The organism is Kitasatospora cheerisanensis KCTC 2395 (assembly GCF_000696185.1).
GTDB lineage: Bacteria > Actinomycetota > Actinomycetes > Streptomycetales > Streptomycetaceae > Kitasatospora > Kitasatospora cheerisanensis.
In genome coordinates, this window is record NZ_KK853997.1 from 7,036,548 (window position 1) to 7,059,152 (window position 22,605).

General features: G+C 74.3%; 14 protein-coding genes, 1 tRNA gene and 3 pseudogenes. 12 read left to right on the top strand and 6 right to left on the bottom strand.

What is annotated here, in order from left to right; all coding sequences use genetic code 11:
- Positions 1-79: 79 nt before the first annotated feature.
- The 7 genes and pseudogenes from KCH_RS31630 (at position 80) to KCH_RS45340 (ending at position 12,172) form a co-directional block, all read left to right on the top strand.
- Positions 80-1,378, top strand: coding sequence for an MFS transporter (locus KCH_RS31630; RefSeq protein WP_035874676.1), 1,299 nt, complete (start codon positions 80-82; stop codon positions 1,376-1,378).
- A complete protein-coding gene (locus KCH_RS31635; protein WP_035868725.1) occupies positions 1,375-4,722 on the top strand; it encodes a type I polyketide synthase in 3,348 nt (1,115 codons plus the stop codon). The genes KCH_RS31630 and KCH_RS31635 overlap by 4 nt, the downstream gene beginning before the upstream one ends.
- Before the next feature lie 341 nt (positions 4,723-5,063).
- Positions 5,064-6,086, top strand: a pseudogene (locus KCH_RS45320) (aspartate aminotransferase family protein); the annotation flags it as partial.
- A gap of 421 nt (positions 6,087-6,507) precedes the next feature.
- Positions 6,508-7,470: pseudogene (locus tag KCH_RS45325) on the top strand (MupA/Atu3671 family FMN-dependent luciferase-like monooxygenase); the annotation flags it as partial.
- A 197-nt stretch (positions 7,471-7,667) separates the two neighbouring features.
- Positions 7,668-8,870: pseudogene (locus KCH_RS45330) on the top strand (condensation domain-containing protein); the annotation flags it as partial.
- Between the two features lie 130 nt (positions 8,871-9,000).
- Positions 9,001-10,896 (top strand): non-ribosomal peptide synthetase, encoded by a 1,896-nt coding sequence (locus KCH_RS45335; protein WP_035868735.1) that lies wholly within the window; start codon positions 9,001-9,003, stop codon positions 10,894-10,896.
- A gap of 184 nt (positions 10,897-11,080) precedes the next feature.
- Complete coding sequence (locus tag KCH_RS45340) at positions 11,081-12,172, top strand: condensation domain-containing protein (protein ID WP_035868738.1); 1,092 nt, start codon at positions 11,081-11,083, stop codon at positions 12,170-12,172.
- A gap of 48 nt (positions 12,173-12,220) precedes the next feature.
- On the opposite strand, the gene KCH_RS31665 is transcribed toward KCH_RS45340, so the two are convergent.
- Positions 12,221-12,308: transfer RNA gene (locus KCH_RS31665), tRNA-Leu, on the bottom strand.
- A 246-nt stretch (positions 12,309-12,554) separates the two neighbouring features.
- Here KCH_RS31665 and KCH_RS31670 point away from each other — a divergent pair.
- From KCH_RS31670 to KCH_RS31680, 3 genes are all read left to right on the top strand, one after another.
- Positions 12,555-13,877 carry a M20/M25/M40 family metallo-hydrolase gene (locus tag KCH_RS31670; protein ID WP_035868741.1) on the top strand — a complete coding sequence of 441 codons (1,323 nt, stop codon included), beginning with the start codon at positions 12,555-12,557 and terminating at the stop codon, positions 13,875-13,877.
- A gap of 215 nt (positions 13,878-14,092) precedes the next feature.
- Positions 14,093-14,329 carry a chaplin gene (locus KCH_RS31675; RefSeq protein ID WP_035868744.1) on the top strand — a complete coding sequence of 79 codons (237 nt, stop codon included), beginning with the start codon at positions 14,093-14,095 and terminating at the stop codon, positions 14,327-14,329.
- 408 nt (positions 14,330-14,737) lie between these two features.
- On the top strand, positions 14,738-15,592 hold the full coding sequence (locus KCH_RS31680) for a chaplin (protein WP_425268851.1): 855 nt from the start codon (positions 14,738-14,740) through the stop codon (positions 15,590-15,592).
- Positions 15,593-15,717: 125 nt separating this feature from the next.
- Here KCH_RS31680 and KCH_RS31685 read toward each other — a convergent pair whose 3' ends face one another.
- Positions 15,718-15,927, bottom strand: a complete 210-nt coding sequence (locus tag KCH_RS31685; protein ID WP_035874678.1) for a DUF5703 family protein — start codon at positions 15,925-15,927, stop codon at positions 15,718-15,720.
- 374 nt (positions 15,928-16,301) lie between these two features.
- Here KCH_RS31685 and KCH_RS31690 point away from each other — a divergent pair, with 374 nt between their 5' ends.
- Positions 16,302-16,904 carry a hypothetical protein gene (locus tag KCH_RS31690; RefSeq protein ID WP_035868752.1) on the top strand — a complete coding sequence of 201 codons (603 nt, stop codon included), beginning with the start codon at positions 16,302-16,304 and terminating at the stop codon, positions 16,902-16,904.
- Positions 16,905-17,035: 131 nt separating this feature from the next.
- On the opposite strand, the gene KCH_RS31695 is transcribed toward KCH_RS31690, so the two are convergent.
- From KCH_RS31695 to KCH_RS31705, 3 genes are all read right to left on the bottom strand, one after another.
- Positions 17,036-19,069, bottom strand: coding sequence for a helix-hairpin-helix domain-containing protein (locus KCH_RS31695; protein WP_244305517.1), 2,034 nt, complete (start codon positions 19,067-19,069; stop codon positions 17,036-17,038).
- A 28-nt stretch (positions 19,070-19,097) separates the two neighbouring features.
- Positions 19,098-20,075: an aldo/keto reductase gene (locus KCH_RS31700; protein WP_035868754.1), complete on the bottom strand. Its 978-nt coding sequence runs from the start codon at positions 20,073-20,075 to the stop codon at positions 19,098-19,100.
- A 175-nt stretch (positions 20,076-20,250) separates the two neighbouring features.
- On the bottom strand, positions 20,251-20,643 hold the full coding sequence (locus KCH_RS31705; protein WP_157032273.1) for a hypothetical protein: 393 nt from the start codon (positions 20,641-20,643) through the stop codon (positions 20,251-20,253).
- 112 nt (positions 20,644-20,755) lie between these two features.
- On the opposite strand from KCH_RS31705, the gene KCH_RS31710 reads away from it, so the two are divergent.
- Positions 20,756-21,802, top strand: coding sequence for an LLM class F420-dependent oxidoreductase (locus KCH_RS31710; RefSeq protein WP_035868760.1), 1,047 nt, complete (start codon positions 20,756-20,758; stop codon positions 21,800-21,802).
- A 193-nt stretch (positions 21,803-21,995) separates the two neighbouring features.
- Here KCH_RS31710 and KCH_RS31715 read toward each other — a convergent pair whose 3' ends face one another.
- A complete protein-coding gene (locus tag KCH_RS31715; RefSeq protein ID WP_035868763.1) occupies positions 21,996-22,424 on the bottom strand; it encodes a PH domain-containing protein in 429 nt (142 codons plus the stop codon).
- Positions 22,425-22,605 lie beyond the last annotated feature (181 nt).

Genomic DNA, 22,605 nt, shown 5'->3' on the forward strand with positions numbered 1-22,605 from the left:
CAAGAGGATCTTGGCCTTCCTAGACTGCGGCAGCCATGGCCAGGCGCGTCCATGTCACAGGCTTGCAGTGGGGGTCGAGGTGAAACGTTTCCGCCTGCTCGTCGCGGGCAACGCGGTTTCCGCGTACGGCAGTTATCTCAACATGGTCGCGCTCAACGTCTTCGTGTACCACCTGACGGGCAGTGCCCTGACGGCCGGTCTGTACATGGCGGTGCGGCTGCTGACCAGCGTGGCGTCCGGAGTCCTCGCGGGGGCGCTCGCTTCACGGATTCCGCGCAAGCGGCTGATGGTGGGGGCGGACCTCACCCAGGCGACCGCACTGGTCCTGCTGCTGCTGGCGCCGTCGGGCGCGCGGGTCGCGCTGCTGTTCGGGCTCGCGGTGGTGGCCGGCGCGTGCTCCACCGTCTCGGGGGTGTCGCTGCGCAGCGCGGTGCCCGAGATCGTCGGGGCGGACCTGCGGACCAGGGCCAACAGCCTGCTGGCGACCGGCCGTTCGCTGGCGATGGTGGCCGGGTTCGGCTCCGCGAGCGTCATCGTCGCCCAACTCGGCTACCGCTGGGCGTTCGCCCTCGACGCCCTGACGTTCCTGGTCTCGGCGAGCGTGCTGCTGTCGCTGCCGATCCGCACCGAGGCCGCGCCGGCCGGCGACTCCCCGGCGCCCGCCGCCGAGGCGGAGGCGAAGGGGAAGGCCGAGGCCAAGGCCAAGGCGGACGACGGCGGTGGGCGGTGGGCCACCGTGGTGCTGCTGCGGTCGATGCCCGTCGTCGCCGTGATGGTCCTGGTCCGGGCGGTCGACGGCCTCGGCTCCTCGTCCCACAACGTGGCCCTGCCGATCTACTCCGACGCGCTCGACCACGCCCACCCGGCCGCGTTCATCAGCCAGTTCTGGGCGACCTGGGCGATCGGCAACATCGCCGTGCAGCAGATCCTCTCCCGCTGGACGTCCCGCACCGGCCGCAGCCCGGGGGAGCGGGTCTTCGCCCTCGGCGCCTGCGCGATGTCGGCCGCGTTCATCCTGGTCTTCGCCGGACTGCCGACCGCGCTGGCCGTGGTCGTGGCCCTGCTGGCCGGCATGGCGGACGGGCTGACCGAAGTCGCCTACGTCTCCCGGCTCCAGACCGTCCCGGACGCCCAACGGGCCCGCCTGTTCGGCCTGTCGGCGTCGGTGGAGAACCTGGGCTTCGGCCTCGGCATGATCCTCAGCGGCGCCCTGCTGGAGCACTTCTCCCCGCTGCGGGTGGTCGGCGGCTTCCACGGCCTCGCCATCGTGCTCTGCCTCGGATTCCTGCTCCTGCTGGTGCGCGGCGCGGCCACCCGACGGGCCGCCCCGACACCGGCCGACGACCGGCTTCCCGCATCCGAAGGAGAACGGGTATGACCGCCCCTGCCGACCGCCGGGTCGCCGTCGTCGGCCTCGCGCTGCGCCTCCCCGGCGCCGACACCCCGGACGCCTTCTGGCGGGTGATCCGCGACGGCGAGGACCGCGTCCGGCACTTCACCGACGAGGAACTCGCCGCCGCCGGAATCCCGCCCGAGAAGTACCGGGCACCGGACTTCGTGGGCGCGAGCGCCGTCCTGGACGGCGACATCTCGCAGTTCGACGCGGCGTTCTTCGGCATGAGCGGCCGGGAGGCCGCCTTCACCGACCCGCAGCACCGACTCTTCCTCGAAGTCGCCCACCACGCACTGGAGAACGCCGGCTACCCGAAGGAGCGCCCGGGCACCCGCATCGGCGTGTACGCCAGCACCGGCTACGAGCTGTACTCGCTGCAGACCTACCTGCTCAACAACGTGCTCACGGGCGCGCTCGCCGAGGACTGGCTCTCCCGGCTGCAGGTGATGATCGGCAACTACCCCGACTTCACCGCCACCCGCGCCTCCTTCCGGCTGGACCTGACCGGCCCGTCCTTCAACATCCAGACGGGATGCTCCAGTTCGCTGGTCGCGGTGCAGACCGCCGCGCAGGCCGTGCTGGCCGGCGAGACCGACCTCGCGCTCGTCGGGGCCGCCGCCGTCCACACGCCGCAGGTGCTGGGCTACCAGTACGTCAAGGGCTCGATCCTGTCGAAGACCGGCCGGGTGCGGGCGTTCGACGCCGCGGCGGACGGCACGGTCGGCGGCAACGGCGTGGTGGCGGTCGTCCTCAAGCGGCTCGACCGCGCCCTCGCCGACCGGGACACCGTCCACGGCGTCATCAGCGGATGGGGCGTCAGCAACGACGGCGCCGCCAAACACACCTACACCGCGCCCAGCGCGGCCGGCCAACAGGTCGCGATCCGACGGGCGTTGGAGACGGCCGGGATCAGCGCGGACGAGATCGGCCTGCTGGAGACCCACGGCACCGGCACGCTCAAGGGCGACCCGATCGAATTCGACGGCGCCACCGCGGCGTTCCGCGTCGACACCGATCGCACCGGCTACTGCGCGATCGGCTCGACCAAGTCCAACATCGGCCACCTGGACGTGGCATCGGGCCTGGTCGGCCTGATCAAGGCGATGCTCGCGGTCCGCCACGGAGTGATCCCGCCGATGGCCAACTACCGGAACCCCAACCCGGGGATCGACCTCGACGCCAGCCCCTTCTACATCCCCCGGGAGGCCCGGCCATGGCCGCGCGACGGACGCCCGCGGCGCGCCGGCGTCACCTCGCTCGGCGTCGGCGGCACCAACGTCCACGTCCTGCTGGAGGAACCGCCCCCAACCCCCGCACCCGCGGACCACGCCCACCCCACCCCCGGCGTGCTGCTGCTCTCCGGACGCGACCCGCAGGCGCTCACCGCGAACGCCCGCGCCCTGCGCACCCACCTGCGCCGGCACCCCGGCACGCCGATGCCCGACCTGGTCACCACCACCGCACTCGGCCGCACCCACGGACGGCACCGGCTCGCCGTGCGCGGCGAGAGCCCGGCGGCGCTCGCCGACGCGCTCGACCGCTGGCTGACCGGCCCGGCCCCGGCCGCCGGCGGACGCGGACCGGCGTGGTCCGGCCTCGCCCCGCGCGAGGGCGGGAAGCCGGTCGGCTTCCTGTTCGCCGGCCAGGGCAGCCCCTTCCGCGGCATGGCCGCCCCCTTCGACCGGAGGTTCCGGGCGGTCGCGGACGTCCTCGACGCCTGCGAGGCCCAGTACCGCCGGGAGTACGGCGCGCCGCTGCTGGACGCGTTCCGCACCGGCCCCGAGGCCGACGGGACCGAGACCTGGCCCACCGCCACCGCGCAGCCCGCGCTGTTCGCACTCCAGGCGGCGCTCACCCGGATGTGGGAGCAGGCCGGGGTGCGGCCCGCGATCGTCGCCGGACACAGCGCCGGGGAGTACGCGGCCCTGGCCGCCGCCGGGGCGCTCACCGTGCCGGACGGGCTGCGGCTCACCGCCGAACGCGGCCGGCTCATGCAGGCCTGTCCGCCCGGCGCGATGGTCGCCGTCGCCGCCGACCGCGCGACCGCCGACCGACTCGCCGGAGAGATCCCCGGGCTGGAGGTCGCCGTCGCCAACGGCGAACGCTCGCACGTGCTGGGCGGACCGGTCGAGGCGGCCGAGAAACTCGTCGCCCTGCTCGCCGAGCGCGGCATCCCCGGCGACCGGCTCCCGGTCGACCGCGCCTTCCACACGGCGCTGACCGAACCGGCCCTCGACGCGTTCCGCACCGTCCTCGACGGCATCGCCTTCCGCCCGCTGACCGTCCCGTTCGTGAGCGGGCTGGACGGTGAACTCCGGCCCGTGGGCTGGGTGCCGGACACCGACTACTTCCTGCGCCACACCCGCGAGGCGGTGCGCTTCGACGCCGTGCTCGCGACGCTCGGAGCGCACGCGGACGGCGAGCCCGTACTGCTGGACCTCGGCCCGCACCACACGCTCGGCGGTCTCGCCGGGCGCGCCCTGCCGCACGCCACCGTGGTCTCCGCGACCCGCCGCGGCGCGGGCATCGACCCCCTCTGGTCCGCGGCCGCCGCCCTGCACTGCGCAGGCGCGCCGGTGGACTGGCACCACCTGCTGGACGGCACCCCCGGCGGCCGCATCCCGCTGCCCGGCTACCGCTTCCAGCGCCGGAGCCACTGGACCGGCCCCGCACAGACGATCAGCACCTTCGGTGAACCAACGGAAGACGAGGACGCAGTGGAACTGAGCAACACGGGCACGGTCACCGCCGACGACGTACGCCGCCACATCGTCGACGTGACGGTCGAACACTTCGGCGCGGCGCCGGGGGCGGTGAGCGACGACACCTCCTTCTTCGACCTGGGCGCCGACTCGCTCCAGCTGATCCACCTGCTGCGGCTCATCGAGCAGGAGCACCAGGTCAAGGTCGCCATGCGCGAGCTCTTCGAGGAGGCCGGCACGCCGCGCCTGCTGGCCGAGCTGATCGTGGGCCGGCTCCCGGGGGCCGCGGCTCCCGCGCCCGTTGCCGCCGCGCCCGTCGTGCCCGCGCCCGTCACCGCCGCGCCCGCTGCGCCCGCACCCGTCGCGCCCGCACCGGTTGCCGCCGCGCCCGCTGCGCCCGCACCCGTCGCGCCCGCACCGGTTGCCGCCGCGCCCGTCGTGCCCGCGCCTGTCGTGTCGGTCCCTGCTGCTCCGGTCGCGGCCCCCGCGTACGCGACGCGGCAGGAGGTCGAGGAGCTGGCCCGGCAGATCCAGCAACTCACCCAGATCCAGCTCCAGATGATGACGCAGCTCTCCGAGCTGGTGTCCCGTCAGCTGGCTGCCCTGCCCGCGGCCGGTGGCCGATGAACGCGCCGCAGCCGGACGGCCTCGCGGCCGTCACCGCCGCCGCCGACAGCGACCTCGCCGCGATGGCGGAGCTCTCGCGGCGGATCTCCGAGCAACTCGCCGGGACGGTCCCCGCAGCCCCGTCCGGCGCCGCACCGAAGATGCACGGCCCGCGGGTGGCCGTCGACCGCGCCTCCGGCATGGTCAGCGGCACCGGACCCGACAGCCGCAAGCGGCACCTGGACGAACTCGTCCGCAGGTACACCGCGAAGACGCGGACCTCGAAGGAACTGGCGCAGCGTCACCGCCGGGTGCTGGCCGACAGCCGGGCCGTGGTCGGCTTCCGCTCCAGCACCAAGGAGATGCTGTACCCGATCGCGGCACGCGGCGCGTCCGGCGTGTCGATCACCGACGTCGACGGCAACCGGTACACCGACATCACCATGGGCTTCGGGGTGCTGATGTTCGGCCACGAGCCGCCGTTCGTCCGCGAGGCGGTGCGCGAACACCTGTCGCGCGGCGTGCAGTTGGGCCCGCGCAACGCCGAGACGGGCGAGGCCGCCGAACTGCTCGCCGAGATCACCGGCATGGAGCGGGTGGCGTTCGCCAACTCCGGGACGGAGGCCAACTCGGCGGCGATCCGGCTCGCCCGCGCCGCGACCGGGCGCCGGAAGATCGTGACCTTCCACGGCTCGTACCACGGCCACGCGGACAACGTCCTCGGCCGCGCGGCGGGGAAGGGCGAGGAACGCGCCACCGCCCCGGTGTCGATCGGCATCCCGGACAGCGCGGTCGCCGACCTGCTGGTCCTCGACTACGGCGACCCGGCCTCGCTGCGGATCATCGAGGAGCAGGCGCAGTCCATCGCCGCCTGCATCATCGAGCCGGTGCAGAGCCGCCACCCGTCACTGCAACCCGTCGAGTTCGTCCGGGAGTTGCGCGCGCTCACCCAGCGCCACGGGATCGTCCTCATGTTCGACGAGATGCTGACCGGCTTCCGCCCCGCGCTGCGCGGCGCGCAGGAGCTGTACGGCGTGACCCCCGACCTGGCCACCTACGGCAAGCTGCTCGGCGGCGGCTTCCCGATCGGCGCCATCGCCGGCCGGGCCGACATCATGGACGGCGTCGACGGCGGCTACTGGAGCTACGGGGACGCCAGCTACCCGCCGGGCGAGACCACCTTCTTCGGCGGCACCTACATCCAGCACCCGGTGTCGATGGTCGCGGCCCGCGCCGTCCTCGGTCACCTCAAGGCGGAGGGGCCGTCGCTCCAGCAGCGGCTCAACAGCCGGACGGACCGGCTCGCCGCTGACCTGAACGGCTTCTTCGAGGCCGAGGAATTCCCGCTGCGGCTCGCCCACTTCGGCTCGATGTTCCGCTTCGAGCACCGCGCCGACATGGAGCTGCTGTACCACCACCTGCTGCTGCGCGGGGTGTTCGTCTGGGAGTGGCGGAACTTCTTCCTGTCCACGGCGCACACGGACGAGGACCTCGCCGTGGTCACGGACGCCGTCCGGGGCTCGCTGCGCGAGCTGCGCGACGCCGGATTCTTCCCGGCCACCCGCACCCCGGCCCGGCGGCCGAGCCTGCCACCGCTCCGCCGGCCCGGACCGCCGTACCGGCCCCGGCCCCGATCGCGGCCCCGGCCCCGGTCGGCGCGATGCCCCTCTCCGCCCCGACCCGCACCCCCGCCCCGGCAACGGCCGCCCCGGCTCCGGGCCCGGTCGCCGCCCCGGCCCCGGCCCCGCCCCTGTCGCCACCCCGGCAACGGCCGCCCCGGCCCGCCCGGCCGGCCCCGACTTCGGCATCTACTTCTTCGGCGACTACCCCCAGGAGGAAGGCACCCGCCCGGACAAGTACGCCACGATCCTGGAGACCGCCCGCTTCGCCGACACCCACGGCTTCCACTCGCTCTGGATGCCCGAACGGCACTTCCACTCCTTCGGCGGCCTGTTCCCCAACCCCGCCGTGCTCGGCGCGGCCCTCGCCCGGGAGACGGAACGCGTCCGCATCAACGCCGGCTCCGTCGTCCTGCCGCTCCACGACCCGATCCGGGTCGCCGAGGAGTGGTCGATGGTGGACAACCTCTCCGGCGGACGGGTCGGCATCGGCTGCGCGAGCGGCTGGAACGCCAACGACTTCGTCTTCTTCCCGGACCGGTTCGGCCGCCACAAGGAGACGATGTTCGAGCAGCTCGCCGACATTCGGGCGCTGTGGCGCGGCGAGGCCCTCAGCCGCACCGTCGGGGACGGCAGCGAGACCGCGATCCGGCTGTTCCCGCGCCCGGTGCAGGACCTGCCGCCGATGTTCACGGCCGTCGTCGGCAACCCGGCGTCCTACGAACTGGCCGCCCGTCACGACCTGGGCATCGTCACCAACCTGATGTCCCAGAGCATCGACCAGCTCCGCGACAACATCGCCCGGTACCGTCGCGCCCGCGCCGACCACGGCCTCGACCCGGCCGCCGGACGGGTCGCCATCCTGCTGCACACCCTGCTCGGCAGCGACCACGACCAGGTGCGCGAGGCGGCGTTCGAGCCGCTCTCGCGGTACATGCGGGCCTCGCTCTCGCTGTTCGGCGGGGTGACCAACAGCCTCGGGTACCAGGTCGACCTGTCCGCGCTGAGCCAGGACGACCAGGACGTGCTGTTCGCCCGCGCCTACCGCCGCTACTGCGACGACCGGGCGCTGATCGGCACCCCCGAGACGGTGGCCCCCGTGGTGGAGGCCGTCACGGCGGCCGGCGTGGACGAGATCGTCGCGCTGGTGGACTTCGGCGTCCCGGAGAGCACCCTGCGGGCCGGCCTGCCCCACCTCGACGCGCTGCGCCGCTCCGCTGCCGCCCGCCCCGCCGCCACCGTCCCCGCGCCGCCCGGGACACCGGCGCGCCCGGACCGGAGGCGCGGCAGCACCCGCTCTCCTCCGGCCAGCAGCGGATCTGGACCGAGGAGCGGATCCTGCCGGGCCGCACCGCCTACAACGAGTCCAAGGCGCTGCTGCTGGACGGCCCGCTGGACGTCCCCGCGCTGCGGTCCGCCGTGCGGTCGCTGGTGGCCCGCCACGAGAGCCTGCGCACCGTCTTCCGCGAGGCCGGCCCGGGCGAGCCCGTGCAGGTCGTCCTGCCGCCGCACGAGCCGGACTTCGAGCTGATCGACCGTTCGGCCGCCACCCCCGCCGGGGCCGACCCGCACGCCGCCGTGCAGGACGTGCTGGACGCGGAGAGCGCCCGCCGCTTCGACCTGGCGGACGGCCCGCTCTTCGTCACCCGGCTGGTGAAGCTCGCCGAGCAGCGCCACGTCCTGGTGCTGTCGCTGCACCACATCGTGGTGGACGCGGAGTCGGCGTCCGTGATGACCCGTGACCTGTCCGCCTTCTACCGGGCCGCGACGGCCGGCCGGACCGTCCCGGACGGCGAACTGCCCGCGCTCACCCGGTCGTACGCCGACCACGCCCGCGCGCAGCGGGCCGCCGCCGACAGCCCCGAGGCGTCGGCCGACCTCGCGTACTGGCGGCAGACCCTCGGCGGCGACCTGCCGGTGCTGGACCTGCCCACCGACCGACCCCGCCCCCCGGTGATGACCTCCGCCGGCCGGGCCGCGTTCCGCACCCTCGCCCCCGAACTCTCGGACAGCCTGCGGAAGTTGAGCCGCAGTCGGCGGGCCACGCTGTTCATGACGCTGATCGCGGGCTACGCGGCGCTGCTGCACCGCCTCACCGGCGACCGGGACGTGGTGATCGGCACGCCGATCTCCGACCGCCCAGAGGGCTCGGAGCAGCTGGTCGGCTTCTTCGTCAACACCCTGGCGCTGCGCGTCGACCTGTCCGGCGACCCCGACTTCGGCACCCTCCTCGACCGGGTGCGGCGCACCGCGCTGGACGCCTACGACCACGCCGCCGTGCCGTTCGAGTCGGTGGTGCGGGAGCTGGCGCCGAGCCGCGCCACCGACCGCACACCGGTCTTCCAGGTGCTCGCCGAGTTCGAACGCGACGAGCCGTTCCGCCTCGACCTGCCCGGCGTGCGGGCCACCGCCCTGGACGCCGGGCCCGACAAGGCCCTCGCCGACCTGTGCGTGTACTTCACCGACGGCGGCCCGGCGGAGGGCATCCGCTGCCACCTGGAGTACAGCACCGACCTGTTCGACCCCGCGACGATCGACCGCTGGTTCACCGCCTTCGCCGCCATCCTGCGGCAGGCCGTCGCGGACGCCGCGACACCGCTGTCCCGTCTCGGCGCCGACACCGCCCCGCCGCCGACACCGCCCCGCCGCGGCCGACTGCCTCCGCGGCCCGGTCCGCGAGGTGCCCGACACCACCGTGCACGCCTGGGTCGCCCGGCAGGCGGCCCGCCACCCGGGGCGCCCGGCCGTCGTCGACGGCGAAACCGTCCTGACGTACGGCGAGTTGGAGCGGCGGGCGGCCCGGCTCGCCGCCGTCGTCCGGCACCGGCTCGGCCCGCCGGAGCCCGGCGTGCACCGGCCGGTCCCGCTCTGGCTGGACCGCTCGCCCGAACTGGCCGTGGCGATGCTCGCCGTCCTCAAGGCCGGCCACGGCTACGCGCCGATCGACCCGGGCCTCGGGCTCGCCCGCGCCCACGCCGTGCTGGCCGACTGCGCCTCGCCGCTGCTGCTGACCACCGGCGACGCGGCGGCCGCCCTCGACCTGCCCGCCGAGGTCACCGTGCTCGACGTGAACGACCCCGGCAGCGCCCCCGCCCTCACCGCCGCCGACGACACGGCGACGCCGTCGGCGCTCTGCTACGTGCTGCACACCTCCGGAACGACCGGACGCCCCAAGGGAGTCGCCGTCCCGCACCGCAACCTGGTGGCGTTCTGCCAGTGGCACCACCGGCACTTCGCGACCACCACCGAGGACCGCACGGCACTGCTGTCCAGCGTCGCCTTCGACGGCTCGCTGATGGAGATCTGGCCGACGCTCACCGCGGGCGCCACCCTCGTCGTCGCCGCCGACGAGACCCGCAAGGACCCGCTGGCGCTGGCCCGCTGGTACACCGTGCACGGCATCACCTTCTCGTTCCTCACCACCGCCTTCGGCGAGGCGCTGATCGGCCTCGACCAGCGGCGCCAGCCGCCGCTGCGCCACCTGGCCGTCGGCGGCGACGTGCTGCGGGTCCGGCCGCACGCCTCGGCGCCGTACCGGGTCACCAACGTCTACGGGCCGACGGAGGCCACCGTCCTGTGCACGGTGGCGACCGTCGCGCCCGAGGACACCGGGACCGGCCCGATCCCGATCGGCCTGCCCGTCGACAACGTCCGGGTGCGGCTGCTGGACGCCGACGGCAGGCCGGTGCCCGACGGGACGCCCGGCGACCTGCACGTCGCCGGCGCCGGAGTCGCGCTCGGCTACCTGCACCGGCCGGAGGAGACCGCCGCACGGTTCCTGCCCGACCCGGAGGGCGGCCCCGGAGCGCTGATGTACCGCACCGGCGACCTGGTCCGGCGCGACCCCGCCACCGGACTGCTGGAGTTCTGCGGCCGCACCGACGACCAGGTGAAGATCCGCGGCTTCCGGGTCGAACCGGGCGAGGCCACCGCACAGTTGCGCCGGCTGTGGGGCGTGCGGGACGCCGCCGTCGTCGCCCGGCGCGACGCGCGCGGCGACGCCTTCCTGGCCGGCTACCTCGTCCCCGCCGAGCCGCTGGACGGCGAGGACGCGACGGCCGCCGCCCAGCGCACGGCCTTCGCGGTGCTGACCGCGGGGCGCTCGGCCGCCGGGTGCCGGACTACCTGGTGCCGCGCGCCTGGGCGGTCCTGCCGCAGCTGCCGCTCACCGCCATCGGCAAACTGGACCGCGCCGCCCTGCCCGAACCCGACATCACCGTCCCGACCACGCCCGTCCCGACCACGCCCGCCCCGCAGGCGCCCCGGCGCCCGAAGCGGCCGCCCCCGCCCGTCGCGGACCCTGGAGCGGGTGCGCGAACTGTGGGCGGCCGAGTTCGGCCTCGACCCGCAGGCGGTCGACCCGCACACCTCGTTCTTCGCCCTCGGCGGCCACTCGATCACCGCGATCCGGCTGGTGAACCGGGTGCAGGAAGCCCTCGGCGTGGACGTGCCCGTCACCCGGCTCTTCCAGCAGCCCACCCCGGCCGCGATGGCCGACTTCGTGGACGCCGCCGGCGGCGCACCCGCACCGTCCGCGCCCCCGGCCGCCGCCCCCGACCGCCCCCGCTCACCGTGACCCAGGCCCGGTTCGTCGACCGCATCGGCAAGCTCCCGGTACCCGAGGTGTTCAACGTCGCGCTGCGCCTCCTGATCACCGGCCCGCTGGACGTCGCCGCGCTCCACACCGCCCTCACCGGCCTGACGGAACGCCACGAATCCCTGCGCACCCGGTGCGTGCGCGGCGAGCGGCCCGAGGACTGGTGGCAGCAGGTCCTGCCCGCCGCACCGGTACGGCCCCCGTCGAGGACCTGCGCGGCCTGGACGAGGCCGAACGGGAGGAGGAGCTGTCCCGGATCAGCACCGAGGCGGCCAGGCACCCGTTCGACATCGAGGCGGGCGCCCACCCGGCGGTCCGGCTGGTGCGCACCGGCGAGGAGTCCTGGGCGCTGGTGTTCGTCATGCACCACTCCATGTGCGACGGCTGGGCGGTCAGCCTGCTGCTCAAGGACCTCGCCGCGCTGTACCGGGCGGCGGTCACCGGCGAGCCGCACGGCCTGCCGGCGGCGACCCAGCAGAGCGCCTACGCCCGCGCCGAGCAGCTCCGCGGCCAGGCCGACCGGGAGGACGACTACGCCTACTGGGAGCGGCAGTTGAAGGACGCACCGCCCTTCACCCACGACCTCCCGGTGGACCGGCCGCGCCCCGAGAAGCTCAGCGGCCTGGGACAGGTCGCCCAGTTCACGGTGCCGTCGCAGGTGCGGGCCCGGGTCGAGGAACTGGCCGGGCGGCTCGGCACCACCCCGTTCGCCGTCACGGTCACCGCCCTCGGCCGGTTCATGGGAAGCCTCAACGGCCGCACCGACCACCTGATGCAGGTCGCGTACGCCAACCGCGCCCGCCGCGAGGAGGAGACGCTGCTCGCCTGCACCGTCTCCTCGATGCTGCTGCGGCTGCGGACCGAACCCTCGACGCCGTTCGCCGACCAGGTCCGCGAGACCGCCCGTGCCGCCGCCGAAGCCCTGGAACACCTGATGCCGCTGTCCGTCTTCGGCCCCCGCCTGCGCGAACGCGGCCTCCCGGACGTCCCCGACCGGCTCGACTACGGCTTCCAGTACCAGAGCTCCCTGGAGACCGACATCGACCTGCCCGGCCTCACCGTCCAGGTCGAGGACCTCACCATCCCCGCGGCCCGCGGCGAGTTCAACCTCGGCCTGGTCCCCGCGGGCGAGGTCTACGCGGGCTACCTCGAGTACACGACCGACCTCTGGAACGCCGACACCATCGACTCCTGGACCGGCCGCTACACAGCCCTCCTGGACGAGCTCGTCACCCGCGCCCTGACCAGCGGGTGACCACCCGGAAAAAGCGGAAGACCCCAGGCGAACCTGGGGTCTTCCGTCTGGTGTCCGAGGGGGGACTTGAACCCCCACGCCCGATAAAGGGCACTAGCACCTCAAGCTAGCGCGTCTGCCATTCCGCCACCCGGACCGGGTGTCGTCTTTGCGGGTCGTTGTCCCGCGCTGACATGGACAACAGTAGCAAAGATCGCCTGCGAGTCCCAAAACCGGGGGCGTCGGGGAGGGTGCGGCTTCGAAACCGGGGGGTGTCGGGTACCCGCGCCCTTGGGGTGCGGCGGGCGCTGGGGGAGGATGGCGGAATGGCGCCCGCGGCCCCGGCCGGCCGGGGCGGCGCGGACCGCAGCCGCGCCGGGCGGGCCGAGACTAGGTGGGAGCGATGAGTGTGGGCACCGAGCACCGGGTGACAGCCGAGTCGGAGGTCGCCGAGATCTGCCGCGACCTGATCCGCATCGACACCAGCAACTACGGCGACGGCTCGGGCCCGGGGGAGCGGAAGGCGGCCGAGTACGTCGCCGAGCAGCTCGCCGAGTTCGGGCTGGAACCGCAGATCTTCGAATCGGCGAAGGGCCGCGCCTCCACGGTGGTGCGGATCGAGGGCGAGGACCGCTCCCGCCCCGGACTGCTGATCCACGGCCACACCGACGTGGTGCCGGCCAACGCCGATGACTGGACGGTGCACCCCTTCTCCGGGGAGATCACCGACGGCTGCGTCTGGGGCCGCGGCGCGGTCGACATGAAGGACATGGACGCGATGACCCTCGCGGTCGTCCGCGACCGGCTGCGCACCGGCCGCAAGCCCCCGCGCGACCTGGTGCTGGCCTTCCTCGCCGACGAGGAGGCCGGCGGCACCTACGGCGCCCGGTTCCTGGTGGACCGTCACCCCGAGCTGTTCGAGGGCGTCACCGAGGCGATCGGCGAGGTCGGCGGCTTCTCCTTCACCGTCAACGACCAGGCCCGGCTGTACCTGGTCGAGACGGCGGAGAAGGGCATGCACTGGATGCGCCTGACCGTCGAGGGCCGGGCAGGCCACGGCTCGATGGAGAACGACGACAACGCGATCACCGAACTGTGCGAGGCGGTGGCCCGGCTCGGCCGGCACCAGTTCCCGCTGCGGATCACCAAGACCGTCCGGGCCTTCCTCGACGAGCTCTCCGACGCCCTCGGCGTCCGGCTCGACCCGGAGGACATGGACGAGACGCTCCGGGTGCTCGGCGGCATCGCCAAAATGATCGGCACCACCCTGCGCAACACCGCCCAGCCGACCATGCTCGGCGCCGGCTACAAGGTCAACGTGATCCCCGGCCAGGCCACCGCGCACGTGGACGGCCGCTTCCTGCCCGGCTACGAGGAGGAGTTCCTCGCCGAGCTGGACAGCGTGCTCGGCCCGCGCGTCAAGCGGGAGAGCCTGCACTACGACAAGGCGCTGGAGACCAGCTTCGACGGCGCCCTGGTCGAGGCCATGCAGACCGCGCTGCGCGCCGAGGACCCGATCGCCCGCGCCGTCCCCTACTGCCTGTCCGGCGGCACCGACGCCAAGTCCTTCCAGGACCTCGGCATCCGCTGCTTCGGCTTCGCCCCGCTCCAGCTCCCGCCGGACCTGGACTTCGCCGGCATGTTCCACGGCGTGGACGAGCGGGTCCCGGTGGACGGCCTGAAGTTCGGCGTCCGGGTGCTCGACCGGTTCATCGACCTGGCCTGACGCCGGATCCGGCGGCGGCGACGGCCGCGGCCGAGTGAGTATGAGAAACAGACCGGCATCAAAGCTGGACAGCAGGAGAAATGGCGATCATCTGTTCGCTTGATCACTTCAACGGGTGAATGTCGGCCCGGCCCCGCATCCGCGGGCGCCGGGCCTTCGTTCATCCGTGTGCAGCCCGGGGGAACGGGCTGGAAACGACCAGGAGGAACAGACAGATGAAGGCCAAGAAGATCGCTGCCGTTGCCGCCGCCACCGGTGGTCTGCTGCTCGCCGGCGCGGGCATCGCCTCGGCGCACGCGACCGCGGAGGGCGCCGCGGCCGGCTCCCCGGGCGTGCTCTCGGGCAACGTGGTCCAGATCCCGGTGCACGTGCCGGTGAACGTCTGCGGCAACACCATCAGCGTGATCGGCCTGCTGAACCCGGCGTTCGGCAACAGCTGCGTGAACGCCTGATCAACCCGGGCTCCCGCCCCCGCGCGTCCCTGCCGACGCGCGGGGGCGGACGCATGTCCGGAGGAATTCCCTTCCAGGCGGAACGACCGGTGGATTCCCGGGGGATTCCCGGAGGGATTCCCGGGGGTTTTCGGCGGGGCTCCCCGTGCGGGTGAACGTCGCGGTTCCCGGCATACGGCGAACCTCACCCGATCGGATGAACTGACTGCATCCAGCTCAACCTTCATCATTCAACGTCGTTGAAGGTAGTGCTGCCGCAAATGCGGCACGGAATTCCGACTATCGGACCGATGAACGGTTCCGGCGGATGGAATTCGGAAGTCGCCGGATGTCGGTTCATCAGTCCACCGGACAAGAAAACAAGGGGAGTCAATGCGACAGGTCGCCAGGAAAGGCCTCCTCACGGCCATGGCCACCGGCAGCGTGCTGGCCTCGACCGCGGGCTACGCCTACGCCACCGCCGACGCGCAGGGCGTGGCCGCCAACTCGCCGGGCGTCGCCTCGGGGAACGCGGTGCAGGTCCCCGTGGAGCTCCCCGTGAACGCGTGCGGCAACACCATCAACGTGATCGGCCTGCTCAACCCGGCGTACGGCAACGACTGCTCGAACAGCAGCCCGGCCGCCCACCACGGCAGCACCGCCGGCTCGGGCACCAGCGGCTCCGGCTCCCAGGGCTCCGGCACCCACGGCGGCTCCGGCGCCAACGGCGGCTCCGGCTCCGAGGGTTCGGGCACCGGCGGCTGGGGCGGCCCGGGCGGCTCCACGCTCCCCACCGGATCCACCGGTTCGGGCGACACCAAGTCCGGCCCGCCGGCCGGGACGGGCGCCACGGCGACCGGCACCACCAGCAACTCGCCGGGCGTGCTCTCCGGCAACCAGGCGCAGGTGCCGGTCTCCGCCCCGATCAACGCGTGCGGCAACTCGGTCAACGTGGTGGGCGTCGGCAACCCGGCGTTCGGCAACGAGTGCGCCAACCTCCCGGCGCCCGAGCAGCCCCCGACGCCGCCGTGCACCGGTGAGGAGTGCCCGCCGGTCGTCCCGCCGACCACGCCGCCCACCACCCCGCCCACGACGCCGCCGACCACCCCGCCCGGCAAGGTCGTCGTCCCGCCGCCGCCGGCCGAGGTCCGGGGCGTGCACGGCGAGCAGCAGCTGGCCTCCACCGGTGCGTCCGGCCTGGAGGTGCTGGCCCCCGCCGGCTTCCTGATGCTGCTCGCGGGCGGCGTGCTGTACCGCCGCTCCCGCGCCGCCGGCCGGCACTGACCCCGGCGCCCGGGGCGGCCGCGGCTCCGGGACACCGGGGTCCGCGGCACCCGGCGGAGAAACGCCCGCGCCCGGGCGCCCCCTCGCGCGACGCGAAGGGGCGGCCCGGGCGCGGGCGTTGCGCGCTACCAGGTGGAACGGACCTGCCGGATGATGCGCCGCTTCAGTCGGACCGTCCGGCTGCCGTCCGGGTACAGCCGGAGCCGGTCGAGCTCCCAGTGCCCGTACTCGGCGTGGTCGGTGAGGAGTTGGCGCGCGGCGTTGCGGGAGGTGCCGCGCGGCAGGCGAAGCGACTGGTACTCGTACTCCGGAAGCCGAACCGGTTTGGTAGGGATCAAGGTCTCTCCTCCGCTGCTGTGCTGCCTGCAAGCCTACGGCGCGCCGCCGGCCGGCGGCCGGCCCGGGTACGGTCCGCCCCAGGTGGCGGGACGAGCCTCGCCCCGCCCGGAGCTGACCGTCAATCAGTTTTCCCTTCCGATACGGATACCCGCCCCCGGCCGCGCCGATGCGCGTGCCGCGAACGCGCCGCCGACCCGGGGCGCGGGCCGCCGGGGTGCGGAGCCTGCCGGAACCGCCGCCCGCGGGCCCGCCAAAACGGCGGTGACAGAAGGGTGCGGAACGGACATCCAGGGTGAACTTGCCCGGTTTTCCCGGCCGGAGGTGACAACCGCTGTGCGTGTCGTCGCCAGGTGGGGATAGCGTCTGCACCATGTCTGATGCCGCGCAGCTGACCATCACCGAGGTACGGGCCGCCGCCGAGGCGGTCAAGGCCGCCATTGACCGCCACCTGCAGGCGGTTTCCAGCTCCACCGAGCCCGGCGATCCGGTCGTCGTCCACGCGTACGAGGAGCTCGCGGCGGCCGCCATCGCCTACGACCAGATCCTCTACGAGGTCTACGACGAGGTCACCCCCTTTGAGATTCCGGGCGACGATTCCGGGACGGGCTACCAGGGGCCCGAACAGCCCGAGGCGATCAGCGTGCTGATCCGCCGCGACTACCTGGTCGCCGACCCGAAGCGCCTGCGTGCCCAGGCCGAACGGGTCGACGACACGCTCACCCCCGGCGGGGGCGGCGAGGCCGAGGTGACCGCGGCGATCGGCGTGCTGTTCGGCGAGTACGAGCCCGACGAGATCGCCGCCCGGGCCGAGGAGTTCGGCCTGGAGGAGGGCGACTCCACGCTGTGGGTGTCGGCCACCGAGCCCGCCGAGCCCGGCGAGTGGCTGCCCGAGCCGTTCGACGGCGCCGACCCGGAGCTGCTGATCTGCCGCTTCGACGTCAGCGAGGTCTACGACGACGAGCTCGACGACTGACGACACGTGGCAGCACCCCCGAAGGGCCCGGGACGGATCGCCGTCCCGGGCCCTTCGGCGTGCCGGGCGCTTCGTCGTGCCGGGCCCTTCGGTGTGCCGTGTGCCGCGGCCTCTGGTCGGCCGCTGGTCGGCTACTGGTCGGTGAGGACCGACCGCAGGCGGGTGGTGCGGGCCGCCGCGGGGCGCTCGGCGACCGCCTGGGCGAGCGCCGGGCCCGCCGCGTGCACCACCGACAGGTGCCGCTCGGCCCGGCCGAACGCCGCGTACACCCACTGCCTGGTCAGCTGCCCGGCCGCGTCCTCCGGCAGCACCACGATCGCCGCGGGCCAGCGCCGGCCGACCGCCTGATGGGCCGTCACCGCCCAGCCGTGGCGCAGCTTGCCGGCCTGCTGCGGGGAGAGCGTGAGCCGGCCGCCGTCGGCCAGCTCCAGGTGCAGGCCGGCGGCGTCGCCGTCCAGCACCCGCGCGGGCAGGTTGACGCCCAGCGCGGGGGAGTGCACCACCCGGTCGCCCGGGTCGAAGCCGCCGAACCGGCCCGGGCCGGGGTTCAGCTTGGCCTTCGCGGCGGCGTTCAGCGCCCGCGTGCCGGCCGGGCCGGCGTGGCCCGGGGTGATCAGCACGGTCTGCTCGGACGGGATCGACAGGGCGCGCGGAATGGAGTCGGTGAGCAGCTGCACCGCGCGGTGCACGGCCTCGCCGCCGTCCTTGGCGGTGAGGATCACCACCTCCTTGTCGGGGGCGTCCACCGGCTGGAGCTCGCCGATGCCGATGCCCGACACCAGCTCGCCGATCGGCCCGAAGTCCGGGGTGCGGGACGCCACCGCCGGGCACGCCCTGGCGGCCAGCAGGTCGGCGAAGAACCGGCCCGGACCGGCCGACCACAGGCCGCCCGGGTCGCCGGACAGCACCAGCCGGGTGCCGTCCGCGAGCGCCTCCAGCAGGGTGGCGGCGGTCTCCACGTCCAGCAGCGGGGCGTCCAGGACCACCAGGACGTCCAGCGGCAGGGTGCCGTCCACCGCGCGCGGCAGCTCGGCGCCGCTGCCGTACAGTAGCTCGGCCAGGGTGCCGATCCGGCCGGCGGCGGGGGAGCCGGCGGGCAGCAGCGCGGCCAGCGAGTCCCGGCCCTGGCCGGTCCAGGTCGCGGCCCAGACCCGCAGGCCGAGCCCGGCGGCGGCGTGCAGCAGCGCGGCCGGTTCGGCGCGGGCCGCCTCGCCGCCGGTGTGCAGCACCAGGCCGGACCCGGCGGCCGTGCGCACCAGCTCCTGCGCGGAGCGGGACGGCGCGGCCGCGGCCGCCGCCTCCCACGCCGCCGGGCCGGGCTGCACGGGCACGGCCGGGGCCGCGGGCTCCGCCACAGCCTCGGCGGGCGACTCCGCCGCAGCCTCGGCGGGCGACTCCGCCGCGGCTTCGCCCGACGGGCCGTCAGCGGCCTCGTCGGACGGTTCGGCCGCGGCCTCGCCCGAGGGCTCCTCGGCGTCCTCGCCCGGGGTGAAGGTGGAGAGCAGCCGGACCAGGCCCTCGCCGAGGCTCTCCTCCGCGAGCGCGAGCCGCTCCAGCGCGAGCAGGGTGCGGACCGGCGGCTCCTCGTCCTCGTCGTGGCTGCCGGGCGGCATCGGCAGCTCCTCCTGGAACGGCATCACCCGCCCGTCCACCAGCACCGCCTGGAGCGCGCCCGCCGGGTCCGGGACGTGCTGGGCGCGCAGCGCCTCGGAGACCTCGCCGAGCTCCTGCGCGGAGTGCCCGCGCAGCGCGGCCTGCTCCAGCAGCCACGCCACCAGCGCCTGGGCGCGGCGCGGGTCGCCCGGACCGGCCTCGGCGCCGAGCAGCCCGCGGGCGAAGCCGTCGGCGTGCTCGGGGCGGACGCCGGGCAGCGCGAGCACCGCCCACGGGTCCTCGCGCAGCAGCTCGGCCGCGCCCTCGCCGAGCTCGGCGACCGCCGCCGGGGCGAGCTGCGCGGGCGCGCCGCCGGCCGCCAGCACCTCGGCGACCGCGTCCAGCGCGGCCCTGCGCTGGGCGTCGGCGGACGGGCCGTCGGCGCGCGGCGCGGGGGCTGACTGGTCGTCGGCGCCGCTCTTGCCGACGGCCCGGATCGCTTCGGCGAGGGCGGCGACGGTACCGGCGTGCTGCTCGGCGGCCGGGGCCGGGCTCTCCTCGGGGGTGGTCATGCGGAAGGCTCCTTCAACGGGTGGGCGGCTACAGCTCCGTCCAGCCCTGGTCCGGGTAGCGGTGCACCGGGGCCGAAACGTCGTCCAGGGCAGCGCGGATCTCACCCGGAAGCGTAAGGGCCTCCACCGACAGTGAGGACTGCAGCTGGGCGGCGGTGCGGGCGCCCAGCAGGGCGGCCGACACGCCGGGGCGGTCGCGCACCCAGGCGAGGGCGACCTTCAGCGGACTGGACGCCAGGCCGTCGGCGGCGGTGGCCAGCGCGTCCACGATCCGCCGGGACGCCTCGCCCAGGTACGGCTTGACCGAGCCCGCCGGGTGCTGCGCGGCGCCGCGCGACTCCGGCGGCACGCCGTGCCGGTACTTGCCGGTCAGCACGCCCCGGCCCAGCGGCGAACAGGCCAGCAGCCCCACCCCGGCGTCGACCGCGGCGGGCAGCGCCTCGCGTTCGATGCCGCGCTGGAGCAGCGAGTACTCGAGCTGGACGGCCGCCAGCGGGGTCCGGCCGGGCGAAGCCTGCTGCCGGGCCGCGGACTTGGCGAGCTGCCAGCCGCTGTACTGGCACACCCCGACGTACCGGGCCCGGCCCGAGGAGACCGCCAGGTCGAGCGCGTGCAGGGTCTCCTCGGTGGGCGTGGCCGGGTCGTACGCGTGCACCTGCCACAGGTCGACGTGGTCGGTGCCGAGGCGGCGCAGCGAAGCGTCCAGGGCGTTCAGCAGATGGCCGCGGGAGGCGTCGGTGCGGGGCGAGCCGGGCAGTGCGCCGGCCTTGGTGGCGATGACCAGTTCGGAGCGCGGGATCAGACTGTCCGTCAGGCGCGACAGCAGGTACTCGGCGCCGCCGTCGGCGTACACGTCCGCGGTGTCGACCAGCGTGCCGCCCGCGTCGACGAACGCCTTCAACTGCTCGGCGGCCTCGTGCTCGTCGGTGTCCCGGCCCCAGGTGAGGGTGCCCAGGCCGAGCCGGGAGACCCGCAGGCCGGTGCGGCCGAGCAGTCGCTGTTCCATCGCACCCTCCGTCAACCGCGCTGCGCCGCCGCACGACGGCGCAGGTCGGGGGCGGTGCGCCCCCACGTGGAGCGAGAGTAGCGGCGAAACCGTTTGTTGCCCGGAACGACCCGCCCGGCCGATGCCGTCCGCGGGAACGGGGGTACGGGGGAACGGGGACCGGCGGCAGGTCGGCTCAGCAGTACGTCTCGATGAAGAGCAGGACGCGGCCCGCGTCGTCGGTGAACTCGAACGCCGCGTACGAGGTGCGGGTGGCGGCGCCGTAGCCGGCCCGGGCCGCCAGCCAGGCGGCCGGGCGCTCCTCGTCCGGGAGGACGCGCGGCAGCCAGCGCTCGGAGCGGTCGTCCCACTCCACGTCCATGGTCATCCGGTCCGCGGTGACGGCCAGCCGCTTGGCGCGCCGGACGTCCAGCGGCCCGCGGGCGAGGCGCCAGTGGCAGCCGTCGGCGTCGGTGAACCCGCCGTCGCCGAGGGGCGTGCCGTGGAAGCGGACCGGCTCGTCCTCCGGCGGCGCGGGCATGGCAGCGACAAGGTCGGCGAAGGTGCTGGAGGGACGTTTCCTGGCCATCCGGGCAGTATCTCGGAGCAGGGGTGCGGACGGCGCGGCTACCGGTCAGTAGCATGACGCTGGACGCGGGGGCCACTCCCGCCGCACCACCCGACTGGAAGGCTGTGGGCACATGCGACTCGGGATCAACCTCGGCTACTGGGGACTCGGCCTGGACGCCGACAACATCGCCGTCGCCCAGGAGGCCGACCGGCTCGGCTACTCCGTCTGCTGGGCCGCCGAGGCGTACGGCTCGGACGCCGCCACCGTGCTGTCCTACGTCGCCGCGAAGACTGAGCGGATCGACGTCGGCTCGGCGATCTTCCAGATCCCGGCCCGCACCCCCGCGATGACCGCGATGACCGCGGCCACCCTGGACACCCTCTCCGGCGGCCGCTTCCGCCTCGGCCTCGGCGTCTCCGGCCCGCAGGTCTCCGAAGGCTGGTACGGCGTCAAGTTCGACAAGCCGCTGGCCCGCACCCGCGAGTACGTGGAGATCATCCGCAAGGCGATGTCCCGCGAACGGCTGGTCCACGACGGCGCCAACTGGACGCTGCCGCTGCCCGGCGGCCCCGGCAAGGCGCTCAAGCTCACCGTCCACCCCGTGCGCGAACACCTGCCGATCTACATCGCCTCGATGGGCCCGAAGAACCTCGAACTCACCGGCGAGATCGCCGACGGCTGGCTCGGCCTCTTCTTCTCCCCCGAACACGCCAACCTCTCCGTCGACGCCCTCGCCGCCGGCCGCGCCAAGGCCGGCCTCACCCTGGACGGCTTCGATCTCTGCCCCACCGTCAACATCGCGGTCGGCGAGGACATCCACGCCGCCGCCGACACCCTGCGCGACTACACCGCCCTCTACCTCGGCGGCATGGGCAGCAAGGAGAAGAACTTCTACAGCCAGCTCGCCCGCCGGATGGGCTTCGAGCAGGCCGCCGACGAAGTCCAGACCCGCTACCTCGCCCACGACAAGCCCGGCGCCGCCGCCGCCGTCCCGCACGACTTCATCGACGCCACCGCCCTCCTCGGCGACACCGCCCGCATCGCCGACCGCATGCAGGCCTACGCCGCCGCCGGCGTCACCACCCTCACCCTCGCCCCCGCCGGCTGGACCCTCGACGAACGCATCGCCGCCCTCCGCACCGGAGTCGAAGCCCTGGACCGCGCGGGCCTGGCGTAGCCCATCCCGGGGCCGGACGTCCGACGGGACGAGCCGGCCCGGGCCCCGGCCCGGAACGGGGCGGCACCTCATCACGCAGGACGCGGACCTGCGCATGGTCCCCACCGGCCGGGCCGGTCGCTCGAACCGGCCGTCACCAGCCGGAACCTCGACCGAGTGGTAACAGCCCCGCGCCGACGCCGCGAAGGCGCCGTCAGGATGCGGCGGCGCGGGCCGCTTCGAGGTCGGTGACGAGTCGTTCGACCCGCCTGTTGCGGGTCCGGCCGGCGCTGTGGCCCGCCATCATGTGGAAGAGGTCGGTCCGGCCGGAGGCGAGCACCAGTTCCGGGACGTCGGAGGAGTAGACGTTGCCCTTCAGGACGGTCAGGCGGACCTCGCGGACGTCGGCCCAGGCGTGCGACCGGGAGCCGAACAGGCCGACGTACTTCACCCCTTGCGGCCCGTAGGAGACGCTGAAGAACGGGGCGCGGAACGTCATCACCGCCCCCGGGACGCCGAGGATCACCACCGGGATCAGGTGGGTCAACCTGCTCACGCCCGAGGCCAGCGTCACGGCGACCAGCAGGCACGGAACCCCCAGCAGGAAGTACGTGATCGACCAGCCCGTGCGCCGTTTCCGCATGTCCGTCCCCTTCCGGTGGTGGCCAAGCTTACGAACGGGGGCGCCGTGGTCGCGAGCGAGACCTTGCGAGAAAAGGGGCGATAGTGGGCAAAGAGCGGTCAAACAAAGCGTTTTGACGGCACATAAGGTTTCGATACGATCGCTCGCGCGCCGCTGGGGGAGTGCTCCGCAGTGCTGGTCT

What these genes read in the sequence shown, in the direction of transcription:
- KCH_RS31635 (WP_035868725.1), top strand. Translation starts at nt 1,375, where the DNA reads ATGACCGCCCCTGCCGACCGCCGGGTCGCCGTCGTCGGCCTCGCGCTG.
- KCH_RS31695 (WP_244305517.1), bottom strand. Translation starts at nt 19,069, where the DNA reads ATGACCACCCCCGAGGAGAGCCCGGCCCCGGCCGCCGAGCAGCACGCC.
- KCH_RS31680 (WP_425268851.1), top strand. Translation starts at nt 14,738, where the DNA reads ATGGCCACCGGCAGCGTGCTGGCCTCGACCGCGGGCTACGCCTACGCC.
- KCH_RS31710 (WP_035868760.1), top strand. Translation starts at nt 20,756, where the DNA reads ATGCGACTCGGGATCAACCTCGGCTACTGGGGACTCGGCCTGGACGCC.
- KCH_RS31670 (WP_035868741.1), top strand. Translation starts at nt 12,555, where the DNA reads ATGAGTGTGGGCACCGAGCACCGGGTGACAGCCGAGTCGGAGGTCGCC.
- KCH_RS31690 (WP_035868752.1), top strand. Translation starts at nt 16,302, where the DNA reads ATGTCTGATGCCGCGCAGCTGACCATCACCGAGGTACGGGCCGCCGCC.
- KCH_RS31675 (WP_035868744.1), top strand. Translation starts at nt 14,093, where the DNA reads ATGAAGGCCAAGAAGATCGCTGCCGTTGCCGCCGCCACCGGTGGTCTG.
- KCH_RS31705 (WP_157032273.1), bottom strand. Translation starts at nt 20,643, where the DNA reads ATGGCCAGGAAACGTCCCTCCAGCACCTTCGCCGACCTTGTCGCTGCC.
- KCH_RS31700 (WP_035868754.1), bottom strand. Translation starts at nt 20,075, where the DNA reads ATGGAACAGCGACTGCTCGGCCGCACCGGCCTGCGGGTCTCCCGGCTC.
- KCH_RS31715 (WP_035868763.1), bottom strand. Translation starts at nt 22,424, where the DNA reads ATGCGGAAACGGCGCACGGGCTGGTCGATCACGTACTTCCTGCTGGGG.